This is a genomic window from Streptomyces sp. NPDC107581 (assembly GCF_055657175.1).
Map to the genome: position 1 here is coordinate 160,979 of NZ_JBVKBH010000006.1, position 23,154 is coordinate 184,132.

Here is a 23,154-nt window from a genome sequence, read left to right on the forward strand (position 1 = left end):
GGTGCCTCAGGACTCCTGGGTGAGGGAGACGAGAACGTCGTCCCCTTCGATCTTTACGGGGTATACGGGGACGGGGCGCGTTGCGGGAAGGCCGGACGGCTTGCCGGTACGCAGGTCGAAGCTGGAGCCGTGCAGCCAGCACTCGATCTGGCAGTCCTCCACCTCGCCCTCGGAGAGCGAGACGTTCGCGTGCGAGCAGATGTCGTGGATCGCGAACACCTCCCCCTCCGTCTTCACGACCGAGACCGGCGTGCCGTCGAGTTCCACCCTCTTCGGGGTGTCCTCCTCCAGCTCGCTCAGCCCGCAGGCGCGCAGGAACGTCGAAGGGGCAGTCATGCGACCGACGCCTCCAGCTCCTCTTCGATCTTGGCGATGAGGCGCTCCTCGATGTCCGCGACGCCGATCTGCTGGACCAGCCCGGCGAAGAAGCCGCGGACCACCAGGCGGCGGGCATCGTGCTCGGGGATGCCCCGGGCCATCAGGTAGAACAGCTGCTCGTCGTCGAAACGGCCGGTGGCGGAGGCGTGACCGGCGCCGACGATCTCGCCGGTCTCGATCTCCAGGTTCGGCACCGAGTCGACCCGCGCGCCGTCGGTGAGGACGAGGTTGCGGTTCATCTCGTAGGTGTCGGTGCCCTCGGCGCTGGCCTCGATCAGCACGTCACCGATCCACACGGCGTGCGCTTCGTCGCCCTGGAGCGCGCCCTTGTAGACGACGTTCGACTTGCAGTGCGGGGTGTTGTGCGTGACCAGGAGGCGGTGCTCCTGGTGCTGGCCCGCGTCGGTGAAGTACAGGCCGAACAGCTCGGCCTCGCCGCCGGTGCCGGCGTAGGCCACGCGCGGGTGCAGACGGACGAGGTCGCCGCCGAAGGTGACCACGAACGACTTGAAGGTGGCGTCCCGGCCGATCAGCGCGTTGTGCTGGCCCACGTGGACGGCCTTGTCGTCCCAGTCCTGGACGGAGACGACGGTCAGCTTGGCGCCGTCGCCCAGGACGTAGTCGACGTTGGCGGCGAGCACCGCGTCGCCGGTGTGGTCGATGACGACGACGGCCTCGGCGAAGGCGCCCAGCTCGATCAGCTGGTGGCCGTAGGCGACCCCGCCCTCACCGTGCACGGCGATGCGGATCGGCTCGGTGAGCACCGTCTCCTTGGGGACGGTGACCACGCCGGCCTGCTCGAAGGCGGAGTACGCCTGGGCGGCGACGCGGTCCACCGGGACGCCCGCCCGGCCGAGCCGCGCGTCGTCACGGCCGACGGTCTCGACGGTCACACCCTCGGGGGCCTCGACGACGACCTTCACGCCCTCGCCGGTCGCGACGGCGGTGCCGTCGTGCAGGCCGCGCAGCCGCTCCAGCGGGGTGAACCGCCACTCCTCCTCGCGGCCGTGCGGGACCGGGAAGTCCGCCACGTCGAAGGAGGGGGGCGCGCTCATGCGCGTGGCGACGGTCGACTCGGCGGCCACCGCGATCTGGCCCGCGGTGGTGGAGCCCACGGGGATGTTCTGAGCCTCAGCCATGGCTGTCGGTCTGCTCTCTTTCCTACGTCAGTTGAGATCCTCGGCCCGCCCGTGAGGCGGGCTGCTACTGCTGGGGGCGGCCTTAGCCGACCGCGCCTTCCATCTGCAGCTCGATCAGCCGGTTGAGTTCGAGGGCGTACTCCATGGGCAGCTCCTTGGCGATCGGCTCGACGAAGCCGCGCACGATCATCGCCATCGCCTCGAACTCGGTCAGACCGCGGCTCATCAGGTAGAAGAGCTGGTCCTCGGAGACCTTGGAGACGGTCGCCTCGTGGCCCATGGACACGTCGTCCTCACGGACGTCGACGTACGGGTACGTGTCGGAGCGGGAGACGGTGTCCACGAGCAGCGCGTCGCACAGCACGTTCGACTTCGAGCCGTGGGCGCCCTCGCCGATCTCGACCAGGCCTCGGTACGAGGTGCGGCCGCCGCCGCGCGCCACCGACTTGGAGACGATGTTGGACGAGGTGTTCGGCGCCATGTGGACCATCTTGGAGCCGGCGTCCTGGTGCTGGCCCTCGCCCGCGAAGGCGATGGAGAGGGTCTCGCCCTTGGCGTGCTCGCCCATCAGGTAGACGGCCGGGTACTTCATCGTCACCTTGGAGCCGATGTTGCCGTCGATCCACTCCATGGTCGCGCCCTCGTAGGCCACGGCGCGCTTGGTGACCAGGTTGTAGACGTTGTTCGACCAGTTCTGGATGGTCGTGTAGCGGCAGCGGGCGTTCTTCTTGACGATGATCTCGACCACGGCGCTGTGCAGCGAGTCCGACTTGTAGATCGGGGCCGTGCAGCCCTCGACGTAGTGCACGTAGGCACCCTCGTCGACGATGATCAGGGTCCGCTCGAACTGGCCCATGTTCTCCGTGTTGATGCGGAAGTAGGCCTGGAGCGGGATCTCGACGTGCACGCCCTTCGGCACGTAGATGAAGGAGCCGCCGGACCACACGGCCGTGTTGAGCGACGCGAACTTGTTGTCGCCGACCGGGATGACGGTCCCGAAGTACTCCTTGAAGAGCTCGGGGTGCTCCTTCAGCGCGGTGTCGGTGTCCAAGAAGATGACGCCCTGCTCCTCCAGGTCCTCACGGATCTGGTGGTAGACGACCTCCGACTCGTACTGGGCGGCGACACCGGCGACGAGGCGCTGCTTCTCGGCCTCCGGGATGCCCAGCTTGTCGTAGGTGTTCTTGATGTCCTCGGGCAGGTCCTCCCAGGACTCCGCCTGCTTCTCCGTGGAGCGCACGAAGTACTTGATGTTGTCGAAGTCGATGCCCGACAGATCCGAGCCCCAGTTCGGCATGGGCTTCTTCTCGAAGAGCTTCAGACCCTTGAGGCGCAGCTTGGTCATCCACTCCGGCTCGGACTTCTTGCCCGAGATGTCGCGGACGACGTCCTCGCTCAGGCCACGCTTCGCAGCGGCACCGGCCTCGTCGGAGTCGGCCCAGCCGTATTCGTACGTGCCCAGACCCTCGAGTTCGGGGTGAGCAGTCTCCGTGGGGAGAGTCATGCGGGGTTCCTCCCGGCCGTGCTTGCAGATGCTTGGTCGCTCTGGTGATCGGTCTTCGAAATCTTGGGGATGAACGTCGTGCAGACGCCGTCGCCGTGGGCGATGGTCGCCAGTCGCTGGACGTGGGTACCCAGCAGTTCGGCGAAGATCTCCGTCTCCGCCTCGCACAACTGCGGGAACTGTTCCGCCGCGTGGGCGACCGGGCAGTGGTGCTGGCACAGCTGCTCGCCGACCGGTGCGCTGCGCGCCGTTGCAGCGTACCCGTCCACACTCAGGGCCTTGGCCAGCGCTTCGGCGCGCTCGTCGGGGCCGGCGCCCTCGATCGCCTTGCGGTACGCACCCGCCTGGGCGGCGATCCTGGCGCGGGCGAACGCGGCGACCGCCTCGTCGCCGCCGCCCTGTTCGGCGATCCAGCGCAGGGCGTCCACGGCGAGCGTGTCGTAGGACTGGTCGAAGGCGTCGCGGCCGCAGTCCGTCAGCGCGAAGACCTTGGCGGGACGGCCACGGGTCCGGGCGCCGTACACCCGCTGCTCGCGTGCCTCCACGACGTCGTCGGCGACCAGGGCGTCCAGGTGGCGCCGCACGGCGGCCTGGGTCAGTCCCAGCCGGCCGGCCAGCTCGGCAACGGTCGACGGGCCGTGGTCCAGGATGGACCGCGCGACCCGGTTGCGCGTCGAGCGATCCGAGCGCATCCCAGCCGCCAGCTCCTCGTGCGGGGTACCCACCGGGGTCTCCCGAGCCTCGCCGACGTTTTTCACAACGCCATTGTTGCGTAATTCCTCGGAGCCTGACAAGCCACGTCCGGATCATCGGACGGTGCCCTGCATCACTTAGGCATACCTAATCTGACCTGCGGAAATGATCTTCTGATCGATCATCCGGTGCGGGTTCCCCGGCGATTTCGGTGGCGCCGGACGAGCCCGTCGGGAAGACTCGCGCATCATGCCCATACCCCCTCCGACCGGCCCTCTTGTCACTCGCGACACCGTCGCCACCCAGCTTCGACTGCTGGGTGTCGAGGGCGGCGAGGTCCTTCTGGTGCACACGTCGCTCAGTTCCCTCGGCTGGGTCAACGGAGGGGCCGTCGCCGTCGTCCAGGGGCTCCTGGACGCCCTCGGTCCGTCCGGCACACTCGTCGTCCCGACCCAGTCCGCGGACCTGTCCGACCCGGCCGTGTGGGGCGCTCCTCCGGTGCCCGAGCAGTGGTGGGACAGGATCCGCGCCACGATGCCCGACTACGACCCGCTGATCACCCCCTCGCGCGGGGTCGGCGTGCTCCCGGAGACCGTGCGCACCTGGCCGGGCGCCCGGCGCAGCGCGCACCCGCAGACCTCGTTCGCGGCGCTCGGGCCGCGCGCCGCGGAGATCACCGAGGGCCATGCCCCCGACTGCCGGCTGGGCGAGCGCAGCCCGCTCGCCCGGCTGGAGAAGCTGGCGGCCCGGGTCCTGCTGCTGGGCGCGGGCTACGACGCCTGCACCAGCTTCCATCTCGCCGAGTACCGCATACCGTCCCCGCTGGTACAGGTGGGCCGGCCGGCCCCGGGCGGCGGCTGGGAGACGGTGACCGAGGTGTCGATCACCTCGGACCGCTTCGACGAGCTGGGCCACGACTTCGAACGGGACCGTCCCGTGCTCCGGGGCAAGGTCGGTGCGGCCGACGCACGGCTGTTCCCGGTGGCGGACGCGGTGGCCTACGCCGAGCGGTGGCTGGCCGTGCACCGGCCCCGCGCGGAGGAGTTCCCGCCCCCTTCCCCTCCCCTGGCCCGGTTCGAGCGGGGGCACCCCCGCGCCTGAGCGGTCCGGCGTCTCCCTAGACTCTGCACTCATGCGAAGTGAGCCCGTGGTCCAGGTCCAGGCCCTGGTGAAGCGGTACGGCACAAAGACCGCGGTGGACGGCCTCGACCTGGCGGCCCAGGCGGGAGTGACCGCCGTCCTCGGCCCCAACGGGGCGGGGAAGACGACCACGGTCGAGACCTGCGAGGGGTACCGGAAGCCGGATTCCGGCACGGTGCGCGTCCTGGGCCTCGACCCGGTACGCCAGTCCGCCGAGCTGCGTCCCCGTATCGGCGTGATGCTCCAGTCCGGCGGCGTGTACTCCGGCGCCCGGGCGGACGAGATGCTGCGGCACGTCGCCAGACTGCACGCGCATCCCCTGGACGTGGACGCCCTGACCGAACGCCTCGGGCTGGGCTCCTGCGGGCGCACCGGCTACCGGCGGCTGTCCGGCGGCCAGCAGCAGCGCCTCGCGCTCGCCATGGCCGTGGTGGGGCGTCCCGAGCTGGTGTTCCTGGACGAGCCGACCGCCGGCCTCGACCCGCAGGCCCGCCGGGCCACCTGGGACCTGGTCAAGGACCTGCGCGCCGACGGTGTCTCGGTGATCCTCACCACGCACCACATGGACGAGGCCGAGCAGCTCGCCGACGACGTGGCGATCATCGACGGCGGCCGGGTCATCGCCCAGGGCTCCCCGGAGGAGCTGTGCAAGGGCGGCGCCGAGAACACCCTGCGCTTCACCGGCCGCCCCGGTCTCGACGTGGGTTCGCTGCTCAAGGCGCTCCCGGCCGACTGCACGGCCGCCGAGCTGACCCCGGGCAGCTACCGCGTCGTCGGCAAGGTCGACCCGCAGCTGCTGGCCACGGTGACCTCGTGGTGCGCCCAGCACGGGGTGATCCCGGACCGGATCTCGGTGGAGCGGCACACCCTGGAAGACGTCTTTCTGGAGCTGACCGGCAAGGAGCTGCGCTCATGACGACCGCGACGGGTACCTACGCTCCCAGGCCGGGTGCCGCTCCGCTGCCCCGCATGATCGCGGCCCAGGCGGCGCTGGAGACGAAGATGCTGCTGCGCAACGGCGAGCAGCTGCTGCTGACGGTCGTGATCCCGGCCCTGCTGCTGGTGCTCTTCAGCTCCGTGGACATCGTCGACACCGGCGCTGGCAAGGCGGTCGACTTCCTCGCCCCGGGCGTTCTGGCCCTGGCCGTGATGTCGACGGCGTTCACCGGGCAGGCCATCGCGACCGGCTTCGAGCGCCGCTACGGCGTGCTGAAGCGGCTCGCCTCCTCCCCGCTGCCCCGCTGGGGTCTGATGACCGCGAAGACGGCATCCGTCCTGGTCACGGAGATCCTCCAGGTGATCCTGCTGACGGCGATCGCCTTCGCACTGGGCTGGTCCCCGCAGGGCAACCCGGCCGCCGTCCTGCTGCTGCTGGTCCTCGGCACGGCCGCCTTCTCGGGCCTCGGCCTGCTGATGGCGGGCACCCTGAAGGCGGAGGCGACCCTGGCCGCCGCCAACCTGGTCTTCCTGCTGCTGCTCATGGGCGGCGGAGTGATCGTGCCGCTCGACAAGTTCGGCTCGGCCGGAGAGCACGTCCTCGGGCTGCTGCCCATCTCCGCCCTCTCGGACGGTCTGCGGGACGTGCTCCAGCACGGCGCCGGCATGCCCTGGGGCGACCTGGGCATCCTCGCCGCGTGGGCGGTCGTGGGACTGGCCGCCGCCGGGAAGTTCTTCCGCTGGGAGTAGGCACCAGGAAGCCCTTCCGGCGGACACGGTGCGCACGGCGAACACGCCGGACGCGGCGGACGCGGACTCGCGGAGGTTCCTTCGGGCGGCCATGGACGACCGGAGGCCCCTCCGGCGGACACGGCGGACACGGCCACCACCGCCAACACCGCCAACACGGACTCGCGGAGGCTCCTCCGGTGGACGCGTACACCCGTAGCCCTTCCGGTGGACATGGGCACCCGGGAGTTCACCGGGCGGCACGGGCACCCGGAGGTTCCTCCGGCGGACGCGGGCACCCGCAGGTTCCTCCGGCGGACGCGGGCACGGAGGCGGGACCCTCGTGAAAGTGTGCACAAGCGGCGGCCTACGATGGTGCGCGTGCCAAAGCTGACCCACGCCGACGTCGTAGCGGCCCTGCGCAACCCGCTCGCCTTCATCGCCGACCGCTGGACCCCGGACCCCCGGACGGTCCGCCGGGCCGCGCTCGCCGCGCTCGTCATGGCGGTGGTCATCGTGGTCACCGGCGGTGCCGTGCGCCTGACCGGCTCGGGCCTGGGCTGCCCGACCTGGCCCACCTGCACCGACGACTCGCTGACGACCACCCGTGCCATGGGCTTCCACGGGATCGTCGAGTTCAGCAACCGCATGCTGACGTACGTGCTGTGCGCGGCCGTCGGCTGGGCGATCATCGCCGCCCGCTCCGAGAAGCCGTGGCGGCGCAGCCTGACCCGACTGGGCTGGGCTCAGTTCTGGGTGGTCATGGGCAACGCGGTGCTCGGCGGCATCGTGGTCCTGGTGGGCCTGAACCCGTACACGGTCGCCGCGCACTTCCTGCTCTCCTCGGGGCTCATCGCCGTCGCCACGCTGACGTGGCAGCGCACCCGCGAGGGCGACGAGGCGCCGCGGCCGCTGGTCGGCCGGGCCGTGCAGCAGCTGGTGTGGTTCCTGGTGGCCGCGTCGGTGCTGCTGATCGCGGCCGGCACGGTGGTGACCGGGGCCGGGCCGCACGCGGGCGACTCCAAGGAGGTCGAGCGGATCCCGATCGACTGGGAGACGGTCAGCAAGCTGCACGCGGTGCTCGCCTGGATCGTGGTGACGCTCACCTTCGCCCTGTGGTTCGTCCTCAAGGCCGTCGACGCCCCCAAGGGTCCCCTCGACCGCACCCGCGATCTGTTCCTGATCCTGCTCGGACAGGGCGTCATCGGCTACGTCCAGTACTTCACGCACCTGCCGGAGGCCCTCGTCGGCCTCCACATGTTCGGCTCGTGCCTGGTCTGGATCGGCGTGCTGCGCGTCCTGCTGTCCCTGCGGGAACGCCCGGAGGCCGCCGCCCTGGACCTGCCCGGCCCCTCGGCCGAGGTGACGGCGGGCACGCACGCCTGAGTCACCCGTACGCGGTGGGGTCCGGCGCCCGGACGGCCGTACAGACCTCACCCCAGCCCGTACACCCGTCGCGCGGTGTCCGCGGCGACCATCCGGGCCACCCGCTGCGCGTCCCCCAGGCTCCAGGCGCCCTCGGCGACCCAGGTGCCCAGCACCCTGCCCAGGGCCTCGCGGAACAGGCGGGCGCCGACGACGTGCAGCTCGGGCAGGCCGTGGGCACCGCTGGAGAAGAGGATCTTGCCGAAGGGGGCCAGCTCCAGGATCTCGGCGAGGACCGTGGCCGCGCGGGCACCGGTACGGACGAGGGCGGCGCCCGAGTCGGCGTACACATGCGGAAAGACGCCGGCCAGGTGGGCGGCGTGCCGGTGGTACGGATAGCCGTGCAGCAGGATCAGATCGGTGCCGAGGCCCGCGGTGGCCCGGACGAAGTCGGTGAGCAGGACCGGGTCCGTACGGTCGATGCGCGAGCCCGGCTCCCCCAGCCCGGCGTGCAGCTGGAGCGGCAGCCCCGAGGCGACCGCGATCCACAGCAGGTGCCGCAGCAGCACCGGGTCGCTCAGCCGGCCGCCGACCCGCCGCCCGGCCAGCCAGCGGGCCGCCGCACCGCGCACCTCGCCCGGCCCGGGCGGCTCGGGCGCGAGGGCCAGGCCGTGTCTGAGCCCCGCGACGGAGGTGAAGGCGACGGCCTGGGCGGCGGCGCCGTGCACCGATTCGGCGAGGTTGGCGAGGAACGACTCGACCGTGCCGGAGGTGTCGGCGACCTGCTCCGCGAGCAGCTCCAGCCGGACGATCTCGCGGGCCTGGGCACTGCCGTCCGAGGCCATCTCGGCGGGGCCGGTGAGGTCGCCGGGCAGGCCCGTGTCGACCAGGTACGTCGTGATGCCGCTGCCGCGCAGCAGCCTGCGGCCCGCCTCCAGGACGCCCAGTTCACGGCGTCTGGCGAGATAGCGGGCGGGTGTGCAGTGCGGTTCCAGGCCGAGCAGCGGGGGGCACCAGCGCCGCACGGCGAAACCGGTCTGGGTGTCGAAGAGGGTGGTGCCGGCCGCCGGCGGGCCCTCGGTGCGGGCCAGCTGGGCCTCGAAGGTGCCGAGGCCCAGCTCGGTGCGGAGCACTCCGTGGCAGTACTGGTCCACGAGGGACGGTGTTTCGATCATTCCGGCTCCCGCGGGACGCTGTGCCTTGCTTACAGGTCCTAACGGGTGAACGGGTTCGAGGTCGCGGTCCGGCCCGGGAGCACGGGTCGTCCGGCGGGTACGGGCGGCCCCGGCGTGACCGCGCCCACGCGGCGCAGCCGCGGTTCGCCGCCGCCCCGCGCCCCCCGAGGGCGGCCGCTCAGCGGTTGGACGGGCCGCCGACCTGGATTCCGGCCATGCGCTTCCACTCGTACGGGCCCGTCGTCACCTTGGCCGCGAACTCGCCGTCGAAGGACTCGTGGACGGTGATGCCGGACTTCTCCACCGCCTGCCGGGCGATCTCGGTGCTGGGGGCCACCAGGTCGCCCCAGCCGCCGTCCTCGCCGACCAGGACGATGCGGGCGCCGCGTTCGCCGATGTGGGCCACCTGGCCCTCGGCGCCGCCGTGCGCCTTCGCGAAGGCGCTGATCTGGTGGGCGAGCCGGGCCGCCTTGCGCTCGGCCTTCGGGTCAACCTGCTGCGTGTCTGCCATGACCTGGATGCTACTCACGGGTAGATCGGCTGGCGAGGGCAGGTCCCTGTGACGTGCGTCGGCCCGGAAAGGACGGGCGTCGGCACAGGAAGGACGTGCGTCGGCCCGGAAAGGAAGGGCGTCGACGCTGGAGGAACGTGTGGCAGCGCAGGAAGGACGGGCGTCAGCGCAGGAAGGGGTCCACCGCGACGGCGACGAAGAGGATCGACACATAGGTGATCGACCAGTGGAACAGCCGCATCTCCTTCAGCTTCGCGCCCGTCGCCTCGGCCTTCGCCCGGTTCTGCAGGCCGTGCGCCTCCCAGAGCCAGAAGCCGCCCGCCGCGAGGGCGACCACCGTGTAGAACCAGCCGGTGTAGCCGAGCGGGGTCAGCAGCAGGGAGACGGCGACCATCACCCAGCTGTAGATGACGATCTGCCGGGCGACCACCTTGTTGGAGGCGACCACCGGGAGCATCGGCACACCCACGCGCGCGTAGTCCTCCTTGACCTTCATGGACAGCGGCCAGTAGTGCGGCGGCGTCCAGAAGAACATGACGAGGAAGAGGATGACCGGCGCCCAGGACATGGAGTCCGTGACGGAGGACCAGCCGATCAGCACCGGCAGGCAGCCGGCGATGCCGCCCCAGACGATGTTCTGGGACGTACGCCGTTTGAGGATCATCGTGTAGACGACGACGTAGAAGAGGAGCGCTCCGAGTGACAGCCAGGCGCTCAGCCAGTTGACGGTCAATCCGAACAGCAGCGTCGAGACGGCCGCCAGGGTGATGCCGAAGGCGAGGCACTCGCGCGGGCTGACCATGCCGGTCACCAGCGGACGCTGCGATGTGCGGTCCATCAGCGCGTCGATGTCCCGGTCGATGTACATGTTCAGCGCATTGGCGCCGCCGGCGGAGAGGTAGCCGCCGACGCAGGTCAGCAGGACCAGCGTCAGGTCGGGCACACCCTGCTGCGCCAGGAACATCACCGGAACGGTGGTAATGAGCAGCAGCTCGATGATCCGCGGCTTGGTCAGCGCCACGAACGCCTTGACACGGGCCCCGAACGGCCGGTGAATCGGGCCCTGGCTCGCCCCGAGCGCACCCTCCCCCAAAGCCTTAAGGGCCTGGGAGGTGCCCCCAGGGCGGGATTCGACGGCCGTCACGCACACCCCTGACAGAGACATCCCAGCAAGCCTCCCCGTGTGAAGTACCGGTAAAGGCTCGCGCGTACCACGCCACTTTAGACGTTGCCCATACCTCGGCCTTCGCGGGGGTGGGGTCGTGTTGGCGGGCGTCCCATCCGAGGGGTCACAGGGCTCGATTGAGCGGTCAGATGAGCGGCTCCGTATTCATGTGCCGAATGCGTTCTCGGCCAGTCGGGAGGCGGATCGCGCGGACTCCCGGCAGTCTGGAATCACTCGAAAAAATGCACGTCCTCACGGGGGTAGGCTCAACCCGGCCGGTGGGTAGAAGCGCACCGGCGGCCGGGCGGGGCATGCCCCGAAGACCGGCGCCCGACATGTGGAGAGGAGCCCTGACCCAGGGTGAGCACCAAGCCGACCACCACAGACCTTGACTGGACCGAGCTGGACCAGCGGGCCGTGGACACCGCCCGTGTCCTGGCCGCCGACGCCGTACAGAAAGTCGGCAACGGCCATCCCGGTACGGCGATGAGCCTGGCGCCGGCCGCCTACACCCTCTTCCAGAAGGTGATGCGGCACGACCCGGCCGACCCGCAGTGGGTCGGGCGCGACCGCTTCGTGCTGTCCGCCGGCCACTCGTCCCTGACCCTCTACACACAGCTCTTCCTGGCCGGCTTCGGCCTGGAGCTGGACGACCTGAAGGCCTTCCGAACGTGGGGTTCGAAGACCCCCGGCCACCCGGAGTACGGGCACACCAAGGGTGTCGAGACGACGACCGGCCCGCTCGGCCAGGGCGTCGCCAACGCGGTGGGCATGGCCATGGCCGCCCGCTACGAGCGCGGTCTGTTCGACCCCGAGGCCGCGCAGGGCGAGTCCCCCTTCGACCACTTCGTCTACTGCATCGCCGGTGACGGCTGTCTGCAGGAGGGCATCTCCGCCGAGGCGTCCTCGCTCGCCGGTCACCAGGAGCTCGGCAACCTGGTCCTGCTGTGGGACGACAACCACATCTCGATCGAGGGCGACACCGAGACGGCCGTCTCCGAGGACACCGCCAAGCGGTACGAGGCCTACGGCTGGCACGTGCAGCGGATCGCCCCGAAGCCGGACGGCGACCTCGACCCGCACGCCATCTACAACGCGATCGAGGCCGCGAAGAAGGTGACGGACAAGCCGTCCTTCATCGCGATGCGCTCGATCATCGCCTGGCCGGCCCCGAACGCCCAGAACACCGAGGCCGCGCACGGCTCGGCGCTCGGCGACGACGAGGTCGCGGCCACCAAGCGCGTCCTCGGCTTCGACCCGGAGAAGACCTTCGAGGTCTCCGCCGAGGTGCTCGGCCACACCCGCGAGGCCCTCGACCGCGGCCGCCAGGCCAAGGCCGAGTGGGAGAAGTCCTTCCAGGAGTGGCGCGACAACAACGCCGAGCGTGCCGCCGAATTCGACCGCATCAGCCAGGGCGAGCTGCCCACCGGCTGGGAGGAGAAGCTCCCGGTCTTCGAGGCGGGCAAGGGCATCGCGACGCGTGCCGCCTCCGGCAAGGTGCTGCAGGCGCTCGGCGCGATCGTCCCCGAGCTGTGGGGCGGCTCCGCCGACCTCGCCGGGTCGAACAACACGACCATCGACAAGGAAAGCTCCTTCCTGCCGGCGGACAACCCGCTGCCGGAGGCGAACCCGTACGGCCGGACGGTCCACTTCGGCATCCGCGAGCACTCCATGGGCGCGGAGATGAACGGCATCGCCCTGCACGGCAACACCCGTATCTACGGCGGCACGTTCCTCGTGTTCTCCGACTACATGCGCAACGCGGTGCGTCTGTCGGCCCTGATGCACCTGCCGGTGACGTTCGTGTGGACGCACGACTCCATCGGTCTCGGCGAGGACGGCCCGACCCACCAGCCGGTCGAGCACCTGGCCTCGCTGCGCGCGATCCCCGGTCTGAACGTCGTGCGTCCGGCCGACGCCAACGAGACCGCCATCGCCTGGCGCGAGATCCTTTCGCGCTACACCAAGGAGTTCGGCAAGGGCGCCCCGCACGGCCTCGCGCTGACCCGCCAGGGCGTGCCGGTCTACGAGCCCAACGACGACGCGGCCAAGGGCGGCTACGTCCTGTTCGAGGCGGACGGCGGCGAGCCCCAGGTCATCCTGATCGCCACCGGTTCCGAGGTGCACGTGGCCGTCGAGGCGCGCGAGCAGCTGCAGGCCGACGGGGTGCCGACGCGGGTCGTGTCGATGCCGTCCGTGGAGTGGTTCGAGGAGCAGGACCAGGGGTACCGGAACAGCGTGCTGCCGCCGGCCGTGAAGGCGCGCGTCGCGGTGGAGGCGGGCATCGGCCTCACCTGGCACAAGTACGTCGGGGACGCCGGACGCATCGTTTCCCTGGAGCACTTCGGTGCTTCCGCCGACGGCAAGGTGCTCTTCCGCGAGTTCGGCTTCACTGCCGAGAACGTGGCCGCCAAGGCCCGGGAATCCCTCGCCGCCGCCCAGCGCTGACGCTTCACATACGACACGTAGGAGATGTAATTCCATGACAGACGCACTCAAGCGCCTCTCCGAGGAAGGCGTCGCGATCTGGCTGGACGACCTGTCGCGCAAGCGGATCACGTCCGGCAATCTCGCCGAGCTGATCGACCAGCAGCACGTCGTGGGCGTCACCACCAACCCGACGATCTTCCAGAAGGCGATCAGCAGCGGTGACGGCTACGAGCAGCAGCTCGCGGACCTCGCCGCCCGCAAGGTCACCGTCGAAGAGGCCATCCGCATGATCACCACGGCGGACGTCCGGGACGCCGCCGACATCCTGCGCCCGGTCTTCGACGCCACCGACGGCCAGGACGGCCGGGTCTCCATCGAGGTGGACCCGCGTCTCGCGCACAACACCCGGGCGACCGTCGCCGAGGCCAAGCAGCTGGCCTGGCTCGTCGACCGCCCCAACACCCTGATCAAGATCCCAGCCACCAAGGCGGGCCTGCCCGCGATCGCCGAGACCATCGGCCGCGGCATCAGCGTCAACGTCACGCTGATCTTCTCCCTGGAGCGCTACCGCGCCGTGATGGACGCGTACGTCTCCGGTCTGGAGAAGGCTCGCGAGAAGGGTCTCGACCTGTCGAAGATCCACTCCGTGGCGTCCTTCTTCGTGTCCCGCGTGGACAGCGAGATCGACAAGCGGCTGGACACCCTCGGCACCGACGAGGCCAAGGCGCTGCGCGGCAAGGCCGCCATCGCCAACGCGCGTCTGGCCTACCAGGCCTACGAGGAGGTCTTCTCCTCCGACCGCTGGAACGCGCTGGAGAACGCGGGCGCCAACAAGCAGCGTCCGCTGTGGGCGTCGACCGGTGTGAAGGACCCGGCCTACTCGGACACGATGTACGTCACCGAGCTGGTCGCGCCGAACACGGTCAACACCATGCCGGAGGCCACCCTGGAGGCCACCGAGGACCACGGCGAGATCACCGGGGACACCATCACCGGCACCTACGCGCAGGCCCGCGCCGACCTCGACGCGCTGGAGAAGCTCGGCATCTCGTACGACGACGTCGTCCAGGTGCTGGAGGACGAGGGCGTCGACAAGTTCGAGGCCTCCTGGAACGACCTGCTGAAGTCGACCGAGGCGGAGCTGCAGCGCCTCGCCCCCTCGGAGGGCTGATTTGTCACCCCTTTCCGGCTCCGGAGCGAACCCGCTCCGTGACCCCGCCGACCGACGGCTCCCGCGCATCGCGGGGCCGTCGGGCCTGGTGATCTTCGGTGTCACGGGCGACCTGTCGCGCAAGAAGCTGATGCCCGCGGTGTACGACCTCGCGAACCGGGGTCTGCTGCCGCCGGGCTTTTCGCTGGTGGGCTTCGCCCGCCGCGACTGGGAACACGAGGACTTCGCCGAGGTCGTGCACGACGCGGTCAAGGAGCACTCGCGCACCCCGTTCCGTGAAGAGGTCTGGCAGCAGCTCATCCAGGGGATGCGCTTCGTCCAGGGCACCTTCGACGACGACGATGCCTTCGAGCGGCTGCGCGCCACCATCGAGGAGCTGGACAAGGCACAGGGCACGGGCGGCAACTTCGCCTTCTACCTGTCCGTGCCGCCGCGCTCCTTCCCGGTGGTCATCCAGCAGCTGAAGAAGCACGGGCTGGCCGACCAGACCGGTGGCTCCTGGCGCCGGGCGGTCATCGAGAAGCCGTTCGGCCACGACCTGAAGTCGGCCGAGGAGCTGAACAAGGTCGTGCACGAGGTGTTCGAGCCGGACCAGGTGTTCCGGATCGACCACTACCTCGGCAAGGAGACCGTCCAGAACATCCTGGCGCTGCGCTTCGCCAACACGATGTTCGAACCGATCTGGAACCGGTCCTTCGTGGACCATGTACAGATCACCATGGCCGAGGACATCGGCATCGGCGGCCGGGCCGGCTACTACGACGGCATCGGCGCCGCCCGTGACGTCATCCAGAACCACCTGCTCCAGCTCATGGCCCTCACGGCCATGGAGGAGCCCGCCTCCTTCGGCGCGGACGCGCTGGCCGCGGAGAAGGAGAAGGTGCTCGGCGCGGTCCGGCTGCCGAAGGACCTGGGCCGCAGCACCGTGCGCGGACAGTACGCGGGCGGCTGGCAGGGCGGCGAGAAGGTCATCGGCTACCTCGAAGAGGACGGCATCGACCCCAAGTCGAAGACCGACACGTTCGCGGCGGTCAAGGTGGAGATCGACAACCGCCGCTGGGCGGGCGTCCCCTTCTACCTGCGCACCGGCAAGCGTCTCGGCCGCCGGGTCACCGAGATCGCCGTGGTCTTCCAGCGGGCCCCGCACTCCCCCTTCGACCACACGGCGACGGAGGAGCTGGGCCAGAACGCGATCGTCATCCGGGTCCAGCCGGACGAGGGCATCACCGTCCGCTTCGGCTCCAAGGTGCCGGGCACCTCGATGGAGATCCGGGACGTGTCGATGGACTTCGCCTACGGCGAGTCGTTCACGGAGTCCAGCCCGGAGGCGTACGAGCGGCTGATCCTGGACGTGCTGCTCGGCGACGCCAACCTCTTCCCGCGTACGGAGGAGGTCGAGCTGTCCTGGAAGATCCTCGACCCGATCGAGCAGCACTGGGACAAGCACGGCAAGCCCGCGCAGTACCCGTCGGGCACCTGGGGCCCCGTCGAGGCGGACGAGATGCTCGCACGAGACGGACGGAGCTGGCGCCGGCCATGAAGATAGACCTGACCGGCACCACCGCCGGCGAGATCAACAAGGCGCTCGTGCAGGGCCGCCGCGCCATCGGCACCCCCGCCGTCGGCATGGTCCTCACCCTCGTCATCGTCACCGACGAGGAGAACGCCTACGACGCCCTGAAGGCCGCCAACGACGCCTCGCGCGAGCACCCCTCGCGCACCCTGGTGGTCATCAAGCGCGTCTCCCGCTCCCCGCGCGACCGTACGACGTCCCGGCTGGACGCCGAGGTGCGGGTGGGCGCGGACGCGGGCACCGGCGAGACGGTCGTGCTCCGGCTGTACGGCGAGGTGTCCGAGCACGCCGACTCGGTCGCCCTGCCGCTGCTGCTGCCGGACGCCCCGGTCGTCGTCTGGTGGCCGGTGAACGCACCGCTGGACCCGGCGAAGGACCCGCTGGGCGCGCTCGCCCAGCGCCGGGTCACCGACACCTATGCCGCCGAGCAGCCGGTGCGGGAGCTGTCCGCCCGTGCCGACGCCTACACGCCCGGCGACACCGACCTGTCCTGGACCCGGATCACGCCGTGGCGCTCGATGCTGGCGGCGGCCCTGGACCAGGTGGTCTGCGAGGTGAAGGCCGTCGAGGTGGAGGGCGAGGAGTTCAACCCGAGCTGCGAGCTGCTGGCGATGTGGCTCGCGGACCGGCTGGACGTCCCCGTCAAGCGCTCGCTGTCCTCGGGCCCGGGCCTGACCGCCGTCCGCATGGACACCAGCTGCGGCCCGATCGTCCTGGACCGTGCCGACGGCTCGCTGGCCACCCTGGCCATCGAGGGCCAGCCGGCCCGCGCGGTGGCGCTCAAGCGGCGGGAGACCGCCGAGCTGATCGCGGAGGAGCTGCGCCGGCTCGACCCGGACGACACCTACGCGTCGGCGCTGCGCTACGGCGTGGAGCGGCTGAGCCCCGACGCCGAGGCTGCCGCACCGGAACCGGGGACGAAGACCGGGACCCGGGCCGGGAGCGGGACCGAGGTGAAGGCCGGGGCCGCCAAGGCTCCGGCCAAGAAGGCGGCCGCACGGAAGGCCCCGGCGAAGAAGGCGACGGCGAAGTGAGCACCCCTCAGCTGGTCGTGCACCACGACAAGGAACTGATGGCACAGGCCGCCGCGGCCCGTCTGATCACGAAGATCGTGGACGCGCAGGCCTCCCGGGGCCAGGCGTCGGTGGTCCTCACGGGCGGCCGCAACGGCAACGGCCTGCTGGCCGCGCTGGCGGCGGCCCCGGCCCGGGACGCCGTCGACTGGAGCCGTCTCGACCTGTGGTGGGGCGACGAGCGCTACCTTCCCGAGGGCGACCCGGAGCGCAATGTCACGCAGGCCCGCGAGGCCCTGCTGGACGCCGTGCCGGTGGACCCGGAGCGCGTGCACGCCATGCCCGCCTCCGACGGCCCCCACGGTGCGGACGTGGAGGCGGCGGCCGAGGCCTACGCGGCGGAACTGGCCAAGGCGGCCGGGCCCGAGAACCACGGCGCGGTCCCCTCCTTCGACGTCCTGATGCTGGGCGTCGGCCCGGACACCCATGTGGCCTCGCTCTTCCCCGAGCTGCCGGCGGTCCGGGAGACGGAGCGCACGGTGGTCGGCGTGCACGGCGCCCCCAAGCCCCCGCCGACCCGGGTCTCGCTGACCCTGCCGGCGATCCGCTCGGCCCGCGAGGTCTGGCTCCTCGCGGCCGGCGAGGACAAGGCACAGGCCGTGGCCATCGCCCTGTCCGGCGCGGGCGAGGTGCAGGCCCCGGCGGCGGGCGCGCGCGGCCGGCAGCGCACCCTGTGGCTGCTGGACTCGGCCGCGGCCTCCCAGCTGCCGCGGTCGCTGTATCCGCCGGCTTCGCCGTGAACAGCTGACATGAGCAGGTGAGCAGAGGGGCGGCACGGCACACGTGCCGCCCCTCTGACGCTCTCTGCCCTGCTCAGCACTTGCCCTGCTCGCTACTTGTCGCCGTCGTCGCCCGCGTCGCCCGCGCCCTCTCCGCCGCATCGAAGCATCGGCCCGTCGCCCGGTCCGGTGCGGCGGGGTTTCCTGGGTCGCCCCCGGCACGTGCCATCTGGGTGCCGGCCGGCACCCTGCGCAGCGCCTGCTCTGCTCAGTACCTGTCCTGCGCAGTACCTGCTTTGCTCAGCGCGCCGCGTTGACCCGCTCCGGCCCGCCCTCCAGCCGGCCCAGACGGCGCAGCTCCGCGATGTCCGAGACGAGACAGTCGCGGATGTCCTTGCCGGTGCGGCGCCAGCCGAAGAACTCGCAGGCCTGCTTGATGAGTTCGTCCTCGGACATGCCCGGGCACTCGGCGGTCAGTTCGTACAGTGCCAGACGGCGTTCGGCCGGGGCGATGTGCACGATCCTGCGGGGCGTGGTGCCGTCCTCGGGCCGTCTGGCCCTCAGCGCCTCGCGGTCCCGGGTGTCGTAGAACGCTCCGTCGGCGATGGCACGGCCCGAGCGGACCAGGGCGCGGGCCACCTCGTGGACGTTGTCCCGGATGCGGCTCCCCGCCCTGCCGACCCCCCAAGCCTCCCGGGCCCGCTGCACGAGCAGGTCCTCGTGGACGGGGCCCTCGGCCTCGATCACCGCGGACAGCAGTCCGCGCAGCGCGGGGCGGGCCTCCTCGGTGTGCAGTTCGTGCCGGGGCCGCACGGTCACGGTGCTGCTCCGGTACCGGGTGCACCAGTGGCGTTGCGTGCCGAGGTCCACCGGGACGCGTTCGTAGGCGGGTTCCTGCTGGTCCGGCTGTTCCGGCTGTTTCCGCTGTTCCTGGGTCCTGGGAGACGGTACGGCCGGCAGCGGTCCGTCCGAGGCGGCGCCGTTGGCACCCGGTGCCGCCTCGCCGTCCCCCGGACTGGAGAGCAGGGGTTCGGACGGGGCGGACGGGGCGGAGCCGGACAGGACCGAGGCGGACGGAGCGGAGGCAGGCGGGGCGGAAGCGGACGGGGCGGAGGCGGGCGGCGTGCCCGGCGCGGGTGCTGCCGGCGCGGCGAGCGGCCCCTGGGCGACCGCCTGTTCCACCGCCTCGCGCAGCCGCAGTTCGGCGGCCGTCCGGCCCCGGTACCAGTCCGTTCCCCAGATGCGGTGCAGGCGCCAGCCGAGCCCGTTCAGGACCTGTTCGCGCAGCCGGTCGCGGTCCCGGGCGGCCTTGGAGGAGTGGTACATCGCACCGTCGCACTCGATCCCGAGCGCATAGGCGCCGGGCAGCCCGGGGTGGCGTACACCGATGTCGATGCGGTAGCCGGCCACACCGACCTGGGGCTGGACCCGGTAGCCCCAGCCGCGCAGCACCGCGAGGACCGACTCCTCGAAGGGGCTGTCCGGTTCGGCGTCGCTCTGCACGACGTCGCGGGCGAGGACCGAGGGGCCGTTCTCGGCGTATTCGAGGTAGCGCTTCAGGTACTGCACGCTCTCGTTGGGGCTGTCGGCCAGGCTGGTGCCGCGGAAGGAGGCGACGACCTCCATCCGGTAACGGGCGCGGGTGACCGCCACGTTGAGCCGGCGCCAGCCGCCGCCCTTGTTGATCGGGCCGAAGTTGAGCCCGAGCTTGCCGTGTTCGTCGGGACCGTAGCCGATCGACATGATCATCACATCGCGCTCGTCGCCCTGCACGGACTCCAGGTTCTTGACGAAGAAGCCGTCGAGACGGTCCTCGGTGAAGCAGTGGTCCAGGTCGGGCCGGGCCCGCCTGGCCTGCTGCACGGCCAGGTCGATGGCGGAGGCCTGGGCCTGGGAGAGCGCGACGACGCCGAGCGTCCGGTCGGGGCGGGTGTCGAAGTGGTGCAGCACCCGGCGGGCGACGAACTCCGCCTCCGTCCGGTTGTCCCGACGGCCGCCCCGGTCGTAGACACCGCCGCCGTCGAGGAAGGCGACGCCGACGTCGTTGCCCTCGTCCACGGGTCCGGGGAAGGTGATCATCGAGTTGTCGTAGAACTCGTGGTTGCTGAAGGTGATGAGGTTCTCGTGGCGGCTGCGGTAGTGCCAGCGCAGCGGCAGTTCCCGCAGGGCACCGGCCTTGCAGGCGTGCAGCAGCGACTCGAAGGAGTCCGGGGCGTCCTGCGCGTACTCGTCGGAGTCGTCGTCCACCGAGGAATCGAAGAAGGAGGTCGGGGGCAGCTGCTTCTCGTCACCGGCGACGATCAGGGCGCGGCCCCGGTACACGCAGTTCACGGCGTCGCTGGGCCGGACCTGGGACGCCTCGTCGAAGACGACGACGTCGAAGTGGAAGTCCGGCGGCAGGAACTGGCTGACCGTCAGGGGGCTCATCATGAAGCAGGGTTTGACGGCCTGCACCACCTCGCGGGTCCGGCCGAGCAGTTCGCGCACCGGCATGTGCCGGGTCTTCTTCTCCGCCTCCCGGACGATGACGGCGCCCGAGCCTCCGGCGAAGCTGCGCGGCCGCCGCTTGTTGCACGCCTCGATGACCGCACCGCCCGCGGCGGCGACCAGCCGCCGGTCGGCCGCCCTGAAGTCGGCGACGCGCGCGTCGAGGTCGGCGGAGCGGGTGCTGCGCAGGCGCCGGTCGGCCGCGAGGACGCCGTCGGCCCACGCACGCAGGAGCGCCTGTTCGACCACGTCGGGCAGGCACCCGGGGTCCAGGCCGCGCTCGGCCGCGGCCGCCACGAGGGCGTCGGCTCCGTAGCGGGCCAGTACGGCGAGGCCGTCGAGGTGGGCGCGCCACACCTCGGGGCCCTCCGGATCGGCCTCCAGCGCGCCGATGACCTGCCCGGCCTGCTCCAGGGGACCCAGCAGGGCGGGCGAGAGCCGGGTACGGCGGTCCGTGTCGAACAGGTCGAGCAGCTCGGCCGTGGCGCTGCTCCAGCGCTCCGCGCGGGCGGCGGTGATCGCGCACCACGCCCCGAGCGATCTGCGGACGTTCTCCGCGAGCAGGGCGGGCAGGGGATCGGTGTCGGCGCCGTCCGCGAGGTGCTCGGCGAGCAGGTCGCGGCGTACGGTTCCGCTGCTCAGTGTGGCGATGCGGTCGGCCGTCGCCAGCGCCGCGTCCAGGCCGGCGCAGGCGTCCTGGACGCGCGGGGTGTACCGGCCGAGGAGGGCCGCGTGGCCGTCGGCCAGCCGGTTCACCGTGGCGGCGGCCCGCTGCCAGACGAGCGCCTGCTCCAGGCGGCCCACCAGGGACTTGTCCCAGGTACCGGTGCGGGTGAGCGCGGCGACCCGGTCCCGGTCGGTCTTGAACTGTGCGGAGAAGCGGGCCATCAGGCCCCGGTGCTGTTCGGTGAAGCGGCGTACCAGGTCGGGCAGGTCGGCGGCGGTGAGCGCCTGGTCGCCGAAGACGTCGCAGGCCGCCGTGCGGGCCGCCGCCTCGGCCTCCAGGGCCGTGCGCAGTTCCCGTGCGGCCGCATGGGCCCGGCCGAGTGCGTCCGGCTCGAACCAGCCGCGGGGCGGGCGGTGGCCGGCCCGGGTCAGGTCGGCCAGCTCGCACAGCGCGAAGGCCGCCTCCGGGCGGTCGGCCTTGGGCATGCCGAGCAGGTCGGCGAGCTGGGCGGCCTGCGCGGAGGCGTCGTCGGGCAGGGTGCCGTCGCCGGTGGCCGTCGCCTCCGGGAGCCCGGCGCGCAGGGAACGGACGAGCTGCTGGATCCCGCGTACCGTGCGGGGCTCGTCCTGGGTGGCGGCGAAGGGCCGGCGTCCGGCCGCCGTCAGCAGGGCGTCGAGTGCCTCGGCGGCCTCGGCGACCACATGGTGGGCGGAGTCGCCGACCAGCCCGCGCCAGGAGAACGCCTCTCCCTCCGCGGCGGGACGCCAGGCGCGGGCGACGGCCCGGGCCGCGGTGGCGAGTTCCTGCACGGCTGCGGCGCTCAGCGTGCGCACGACCTCGGCGTCACCGGTGCCGAGCGGCAGCTTCGGGGTGTCGGACTGCTCCAGCAGGACCAGGCGTCCGAGCACGTCGTGCAGGCTGCGCCCCAGCGGCTCACGCGGCTCGTTCATGGCGGCGGCGTACGCGGACAGCTCCTCGCGCAGCTTGCGGGCCCGTTCCCGTTCGTGTTCGGCCGCTCCGGTGACCCGTGCCTCGGTGGTCAGCACCCGGGCGAGTTCGGTGGCCACCGCCTTCTTGCTGGTGTCGCCGCTGTGCAGGGCCAGCACGAAGTCGCCGAGGCCGACGCTCCGCAGCCGGTTGCGCACGACGTCGAGCGCCGCGGCCTTCTCACTGACGAACAGCACGCTGCGGCCCGCGTGCATGAGCGCGGCGATCATGTTGGTGATGGTCTGGCTCTTGCCGGTGCCCGGCGGCCCGCTCATCACGAAGGAGCGCCGGTCGAGCGCGGCGGCGATGCACTGCCGCTGCGAGGCGTCGGCGTCGAGGACCAGCGGGGTCCGCTCGGGCAGCTGGACCTGGTCGATGCGGTCGGGGTCGGGGGGCTCGAAGGCGATCAGGTCGGCCGGCACGTCCGCGTCGGGTCCGAGGCCCACGGCCCGTACCAGCGGGTGGGCGAGGATCTGCTCCTCGTTCTGCTGGAGGTCCTGGTACATCGCCTCACGGTGCGAGGCGAACAGGCCCAGGACCGCGCGGTCCGCCACCGACCAGTCCGCGAGGCCGGCCGCGACCGTCCGGGCCGCGGCGAGGACACCGGACAGGTCGGTCGCGTCGGCCGCGGTGACGGGGCTCCAGTCGACACCGAGCCGCTCCAGCTTCACCGCGAGTGCCGGGTTGTGGATGCGTTCCTGGCCCTCGGCCGGGCGCAGGCGGTAGCGGCGGCTGCCGTCGGTGCGCAGTTCGACCGGGACCAGGAGCAGCGGCGCGGCGCTGGACTCCTGGGCTCCGGCCTCGCGCCAGTCGAGCATGCCGACGCCGAGCCACAGCACCCACAGTCCGTAGTCGTTGTACATCTGACCGGACTTCTGGCGCAGTTGGTAGAGCGCGGCGTCCAGGGAGGCCTGGGTGCCCTTCTGCGTGACGAGCCCCGGACGCGCGCCCCGGACGGCCGGGGCGCCCCTTTCGTCGTCGGCCTTCTCCAGTGCGACTCCGGTGCCGCCCTCGGCGACCGGCGCGAACTCCCAGCCCCTGGACAGGTCCCCGAGGAGGGCGTCGACGCCGGGCGAGGTGATCTCCAGGGTCGCCGTTCTGGTGTGGCGGAAGTTCAGCAGCCGGTTGCGTCCGCCCATGTCCAGCAGGGAGTTCCGCCAGCCGTCGAGGACGGCCGGCATGGTCGGGCGCTGATGGGCCATGTGCGGGATACCTCCTGGGCTGCGCGCAGGGGCAGCCACCCTTACAGGCCCCCCTGGAACCACCTCCCTATCAGTTCGGGCGTCCTGACACGCCAGGGATGCACGACACG

General features: G+C 71.5%; 17 protein-coding genes. 9 read left to right on the forward strand and 8 right to left on the reverse strand.

The features are described from left to right. Positions 1-6 precede the first annotated feature (6 nt). From ACZ7P3_RS16955 to ACZ7P3_RS16970, 4 genes are all read right to left on the reverse strand, one after another. Positions 7-336: a non-heme iron oxygenase ferredoxin subunit gene (locus ACZ7P3_RS16955; RefSeq protein WP_472082296.1), complete on the reverse strand. Its 330-nt coding sequence runs from the start codon at positions 334-336 to the stop codon at positions 7-9. Next, the gene (sufD, locus tag ACZ7P3_RS16960; RefSeq protein WP_472082298.1) at positions 333-1,517 is read right to left on the reverse strand and encodes a Fe-S cluster assembly protein SufD; all 1,185 of its coding nucleotides are present in this window, start codon (positions 1,515-1,517) and stop codon (positions 333-335) included. The genes ACZ7P3_RS16955 and sufD overlap by 4 nt, the downstream gene beginning before the upstream one ends. An 82-nt stretch (positions 1,518-1,599) precedes the next feature. Further along, complete coding sequence (gene sufB / locus ACZ7P3_RS16965; RefSeq protein WP_472082300.1) at positions 1,600-3,021, reverse strand: Fe-S cluster assembly protein SufB; 1,422 nt, start codon at positions 3,019-3,021, stop codon at positions 1,600-1,602. Further along, on the reverse strand, positions 3,018-3,779 hold the full coding sequence (locus tag ACZ7P3_RS16970) for a helix-turn-helix transcriptional regulator (RefSeq protein ID WP_472082302.1): 762 nt from the start codon (positions 3,777-3,779) through the stop codon (positions 3,018-3,020). The genes sufB and ACZ7P3_RS16970 overlap by 4 nt, the downstream gene beginning before the upstream one ends. 184 nt (positions 3,780-3,963) lie before the next feature. On the opposite strand from ACZ7P3_RS16970, the gene ACZ7P3_RS16975 reads away from it, so the two are divergent. From ACZ7P3_RS16975 to ACZ7P3_RS16990, 4 genes are all read left to right on the forward strand, one after another. Next, entirely contained in the window at positions 3,964-4,815 is an 852-nt protein-coding gene (locus tag ACZ7P3_RS16975; RefSeq protein WP_472082304.1) for an AAC(3) family N-acetyltransferase, read from the forward strand. A gap of 31 nt (positions 4,816-4,846) precedes the next feature. Further along, positions 4,847-5,770 carry an ABC transporter ATP-binding protein gene (locus tag ACZ7P3_RS16980; RefSeq protein WP_472082306.1) on the forward strand — a complete coding sequence of 308 codons (924 nt, stop codon included), beginning with the start codon at positions 4,847-4,849 and terminating at the stop codon, positions 5,768-5,770. Next, positions 5,767-6,540, forward strand: a complete 774-nt coding sequence (locus ACZ7P3_RS16985; protein ID WP_472082308.1) for an ABC transporter permease — start codon at positions 5,767-5,769, stop codon at positions 6,538-6,540. The genes ACZ7P3_RS16980 and ACZ7P3_RS16985 overlap by 4 nt, the downstream gene beginning before the upstream one ends. Positions 6,541-6,891: 351 nt before the next feature. Next, positions 6,892-7,905 (forward strand): COX15/CtaA family protein, encoded by a 1,014-nt coding sequence (locus tag ACZ7P3_RS16990; RefSeq protein WP_472082310.1) that lies wholly within the window; start codon positions 6,892-6,894, stop codon positions 7,903-7,905. Between the two features lie 47 nt (positions 7,906-7,952). Here ACZ7P3_RS16990 and ACZ7P3_RS16995 read toward each other — a convergent pair whose 3' ends face one another. The 3 genes from ACZ7P3_RS16995 to ACZ7P3_RS17005 form a co-directional block, all read right to left on the reverse strand. Further along, positions 7,953-9,059 (reverse strand): amidohydrolase family protein, encoded by a 1,107-nt coding sequence (locus ACZ7P3_RS16995; protein WP_472082312.1) that lies wholly within the window; start codon positions 9,057-9,059, stop codon positions 7,953-7,955. A gap of 178 nt (positions 9,060-9,237) precedes the next feature. Beyond that, complete coding sequence (locus ACZ7P3_RS17000) at positions 9,238-9,570, reverse strand: hypothetical protein (RefSeq protein ID WP_472082314.1); 333 nt, start codon at positions 9,568-9,570, stop codon at positions 9,238-9,240. A gap of 163 nt (positions 9,571-9,733) precedes the next feature. Next, the gene (locus ACZ7P3_RS17005) at positions 9,734-10,720 is read right to left on the reverse strand and encodes a heme o synthase (protein WP_472082969.1); all 987 of its coding nucleotides are present in this window, start codon (positions 10,718-10,720) and stop codon (positions 9,734-9,736) included. Positions 10,721-11,095: 375 nt separating this feature from the next. Between ACZ7P3_RS17005 and tkt the strand changes: the two genes are divergently transcribed. The 5 genes from tkt to pgl are packed head-to-tail and all read left to right on the forward strand — an operon-like array spanning position 11,096 to position 17,722. Further along, positions 11,096-13,183, forward strand: a complete 2,088-nt coding sequence (gene tkt / locus ACZ7P3_RS17010; RefSeq protein ID WP_472082316.1) for a transketolase — start codon at positions 11,096-11,098, stop codon at positions 13,181-13,183. 34 nt (positions 13,184-13,217) lie between these two features. Continuing rightward, entirely contained in the window at positions 13,218-14,336 is a 1,119-nt protein-coding gene (gene tal, locus ACZ7P3_RS17015; protein ID WP_472082318.1) for a transaldolase, read from the forward strand. Position 14,337: 1 nt separating this feature from the next. Next, positions 14,338-15,876: a glucose-6-phosphate dehydrogenase gene (zwf, locus tag ACZ7P3_RS17020; protein WP_472082320.1), complete on the forward strand. Its 1,539-nt coding sequence runs from the start codon at positions 14,338-14,340 to the stop codon at positions 15,874-15,876. Next, on the forward strand, positions 15,873-16,943 hold the full coding sequence (gene opcA / locus ACZ7P3_RS17025) for a glucose-6-phosphate dehydrogenase assembly protein OpcA (protein WP_472082322.1): 1,071 nt from the start codon (positions 15,873-15,875) through the stop codon (positions 16,941-16,943). The genes zwf and opcA overlap by 4 nt, the downstream gene beginning before the upstream one ends. Beyond that, positions 16,940-17,722, forward strand: a complete 783-nt coding sequence (gene pgl / locus ACZ7P3_RS17030) for a 6-phosphogluconolactonase (RefSeq protein WP_472082324.1) — start codon at positions 16,940-16,942, stop codon at positions 17,720-17,722. The genes opcA and pgl overlap by 4 nt, the downstream gene beginning before the upstream one ends. Before the next feature lie 279 nt (positions 17,723-18,001). Here pgl and ACZ7P3_RS17035 read toward each other — a convergent pair whose 3' ends face one another. After that, entirely contained in the window at positions 18,002-23,044 is a 5,043-nt protein-coding gene (locus ACZ7P3_RS17035) for a DUF3320 domain-containing protein (protein WP_472082326.1), read from the reverse strand. Between the last annotated feature and the right edge of the window lie 110 nt (positions 23,045-23,154).

What these genes read in the sequence shown, in the direction of transcription:
- ACZ7P3_RS16955 (WP_472082296.1), bottom strand. Translation starts at nt 336, where the DNA reads ATGACTGCCCCTTCGACGTTCCTGCGCGCCTGCGGGCTGAGCGAGCTG.
- ACZ7P3_RS16980 (WP_472082306.1), top strand. Translation starts at nt 4,847, where the DNA reads ATGCGAAGTGAGCCCGTGGTCCAGGTCCAGGCCCTGGTGAAGCGGTAC.
- ACZ7P3_RS16995 (WP_472082312.1), bottom strand. Translation starts at nt 9,059, where the DNA reads ATGATCGAAACACCGTCCCTCGTGGACCAGTACTGCCACGGAGTGCTC.
- ACZ7P3_RS16990 (WP_472082310.1), top strand. Translation starts at nt 6,892, where the DNA reads ATGGTGCGCGTGCCAAAGCTGACCCACGCCGACGTCGTAGCGGCCCTG.
- ACZ7P3_RS17035 (WP_472082326.1), bottom strand. Translation starts at nt 23,044, where the DNA reads ATGGCCCATCAGCGCCCGACCATGCCGGCCGTCCTCGACGGCTGGCGG.
- ACZ7P3_RS17000 (WP_472082314.1), bottom strand. Translation starts at nt 9,570, where the DNA reads ATGGCAGACACGCAGCAGGTTGACCCGAAGGCCGAGCGCAAGGCGGCC.
- tal (WP_472082318.1), top strand. Translation starts at nt 13,218, where the DNA reads ATGACAGACGCACTCAAGCGCCTCTCCGAGGAAGGCGTCGCGATCTGG.
- ACZ7P3_RS16985 (WP_472082308.1), top strand. Translation starts at nt 5,767, where the DNA reads ATGACGACCGCGACGGGTACCTACGCTCCCAGGCCGGGTGCCGCTCCG.
- opcA (WP_472082322.1), top strand. Translation starts at nt 15,873, where the DNA reads ATGAAGATAGACCTGACCGGCACCACCGCCGGCGAGATCAACAAGGCG.
- ACZ7P3_RS16975 (WP_472082304.1), top strand. Translation starts at nt 3,964, where the DNA reads ATGCCCATACCCCCTCCGACCGGCCCTCTTGTCACTCGCGACACCGTC.
- sufB (WP_472082300.1), bottom strand. Translation starts at nt 3,021, where the DNA reads ATGACTCTCCCCACGGAGACTGCTCACCCCGAACTCGAGGGTCTGGGC.
- sufD (WP_472082298.1), bottom strand. Translation starts at nt 1,517, where the DNA reads ATGGCTGAGGCTCAGAACATCCCCGTGGGCTCCACCACCGCGGGCCAG.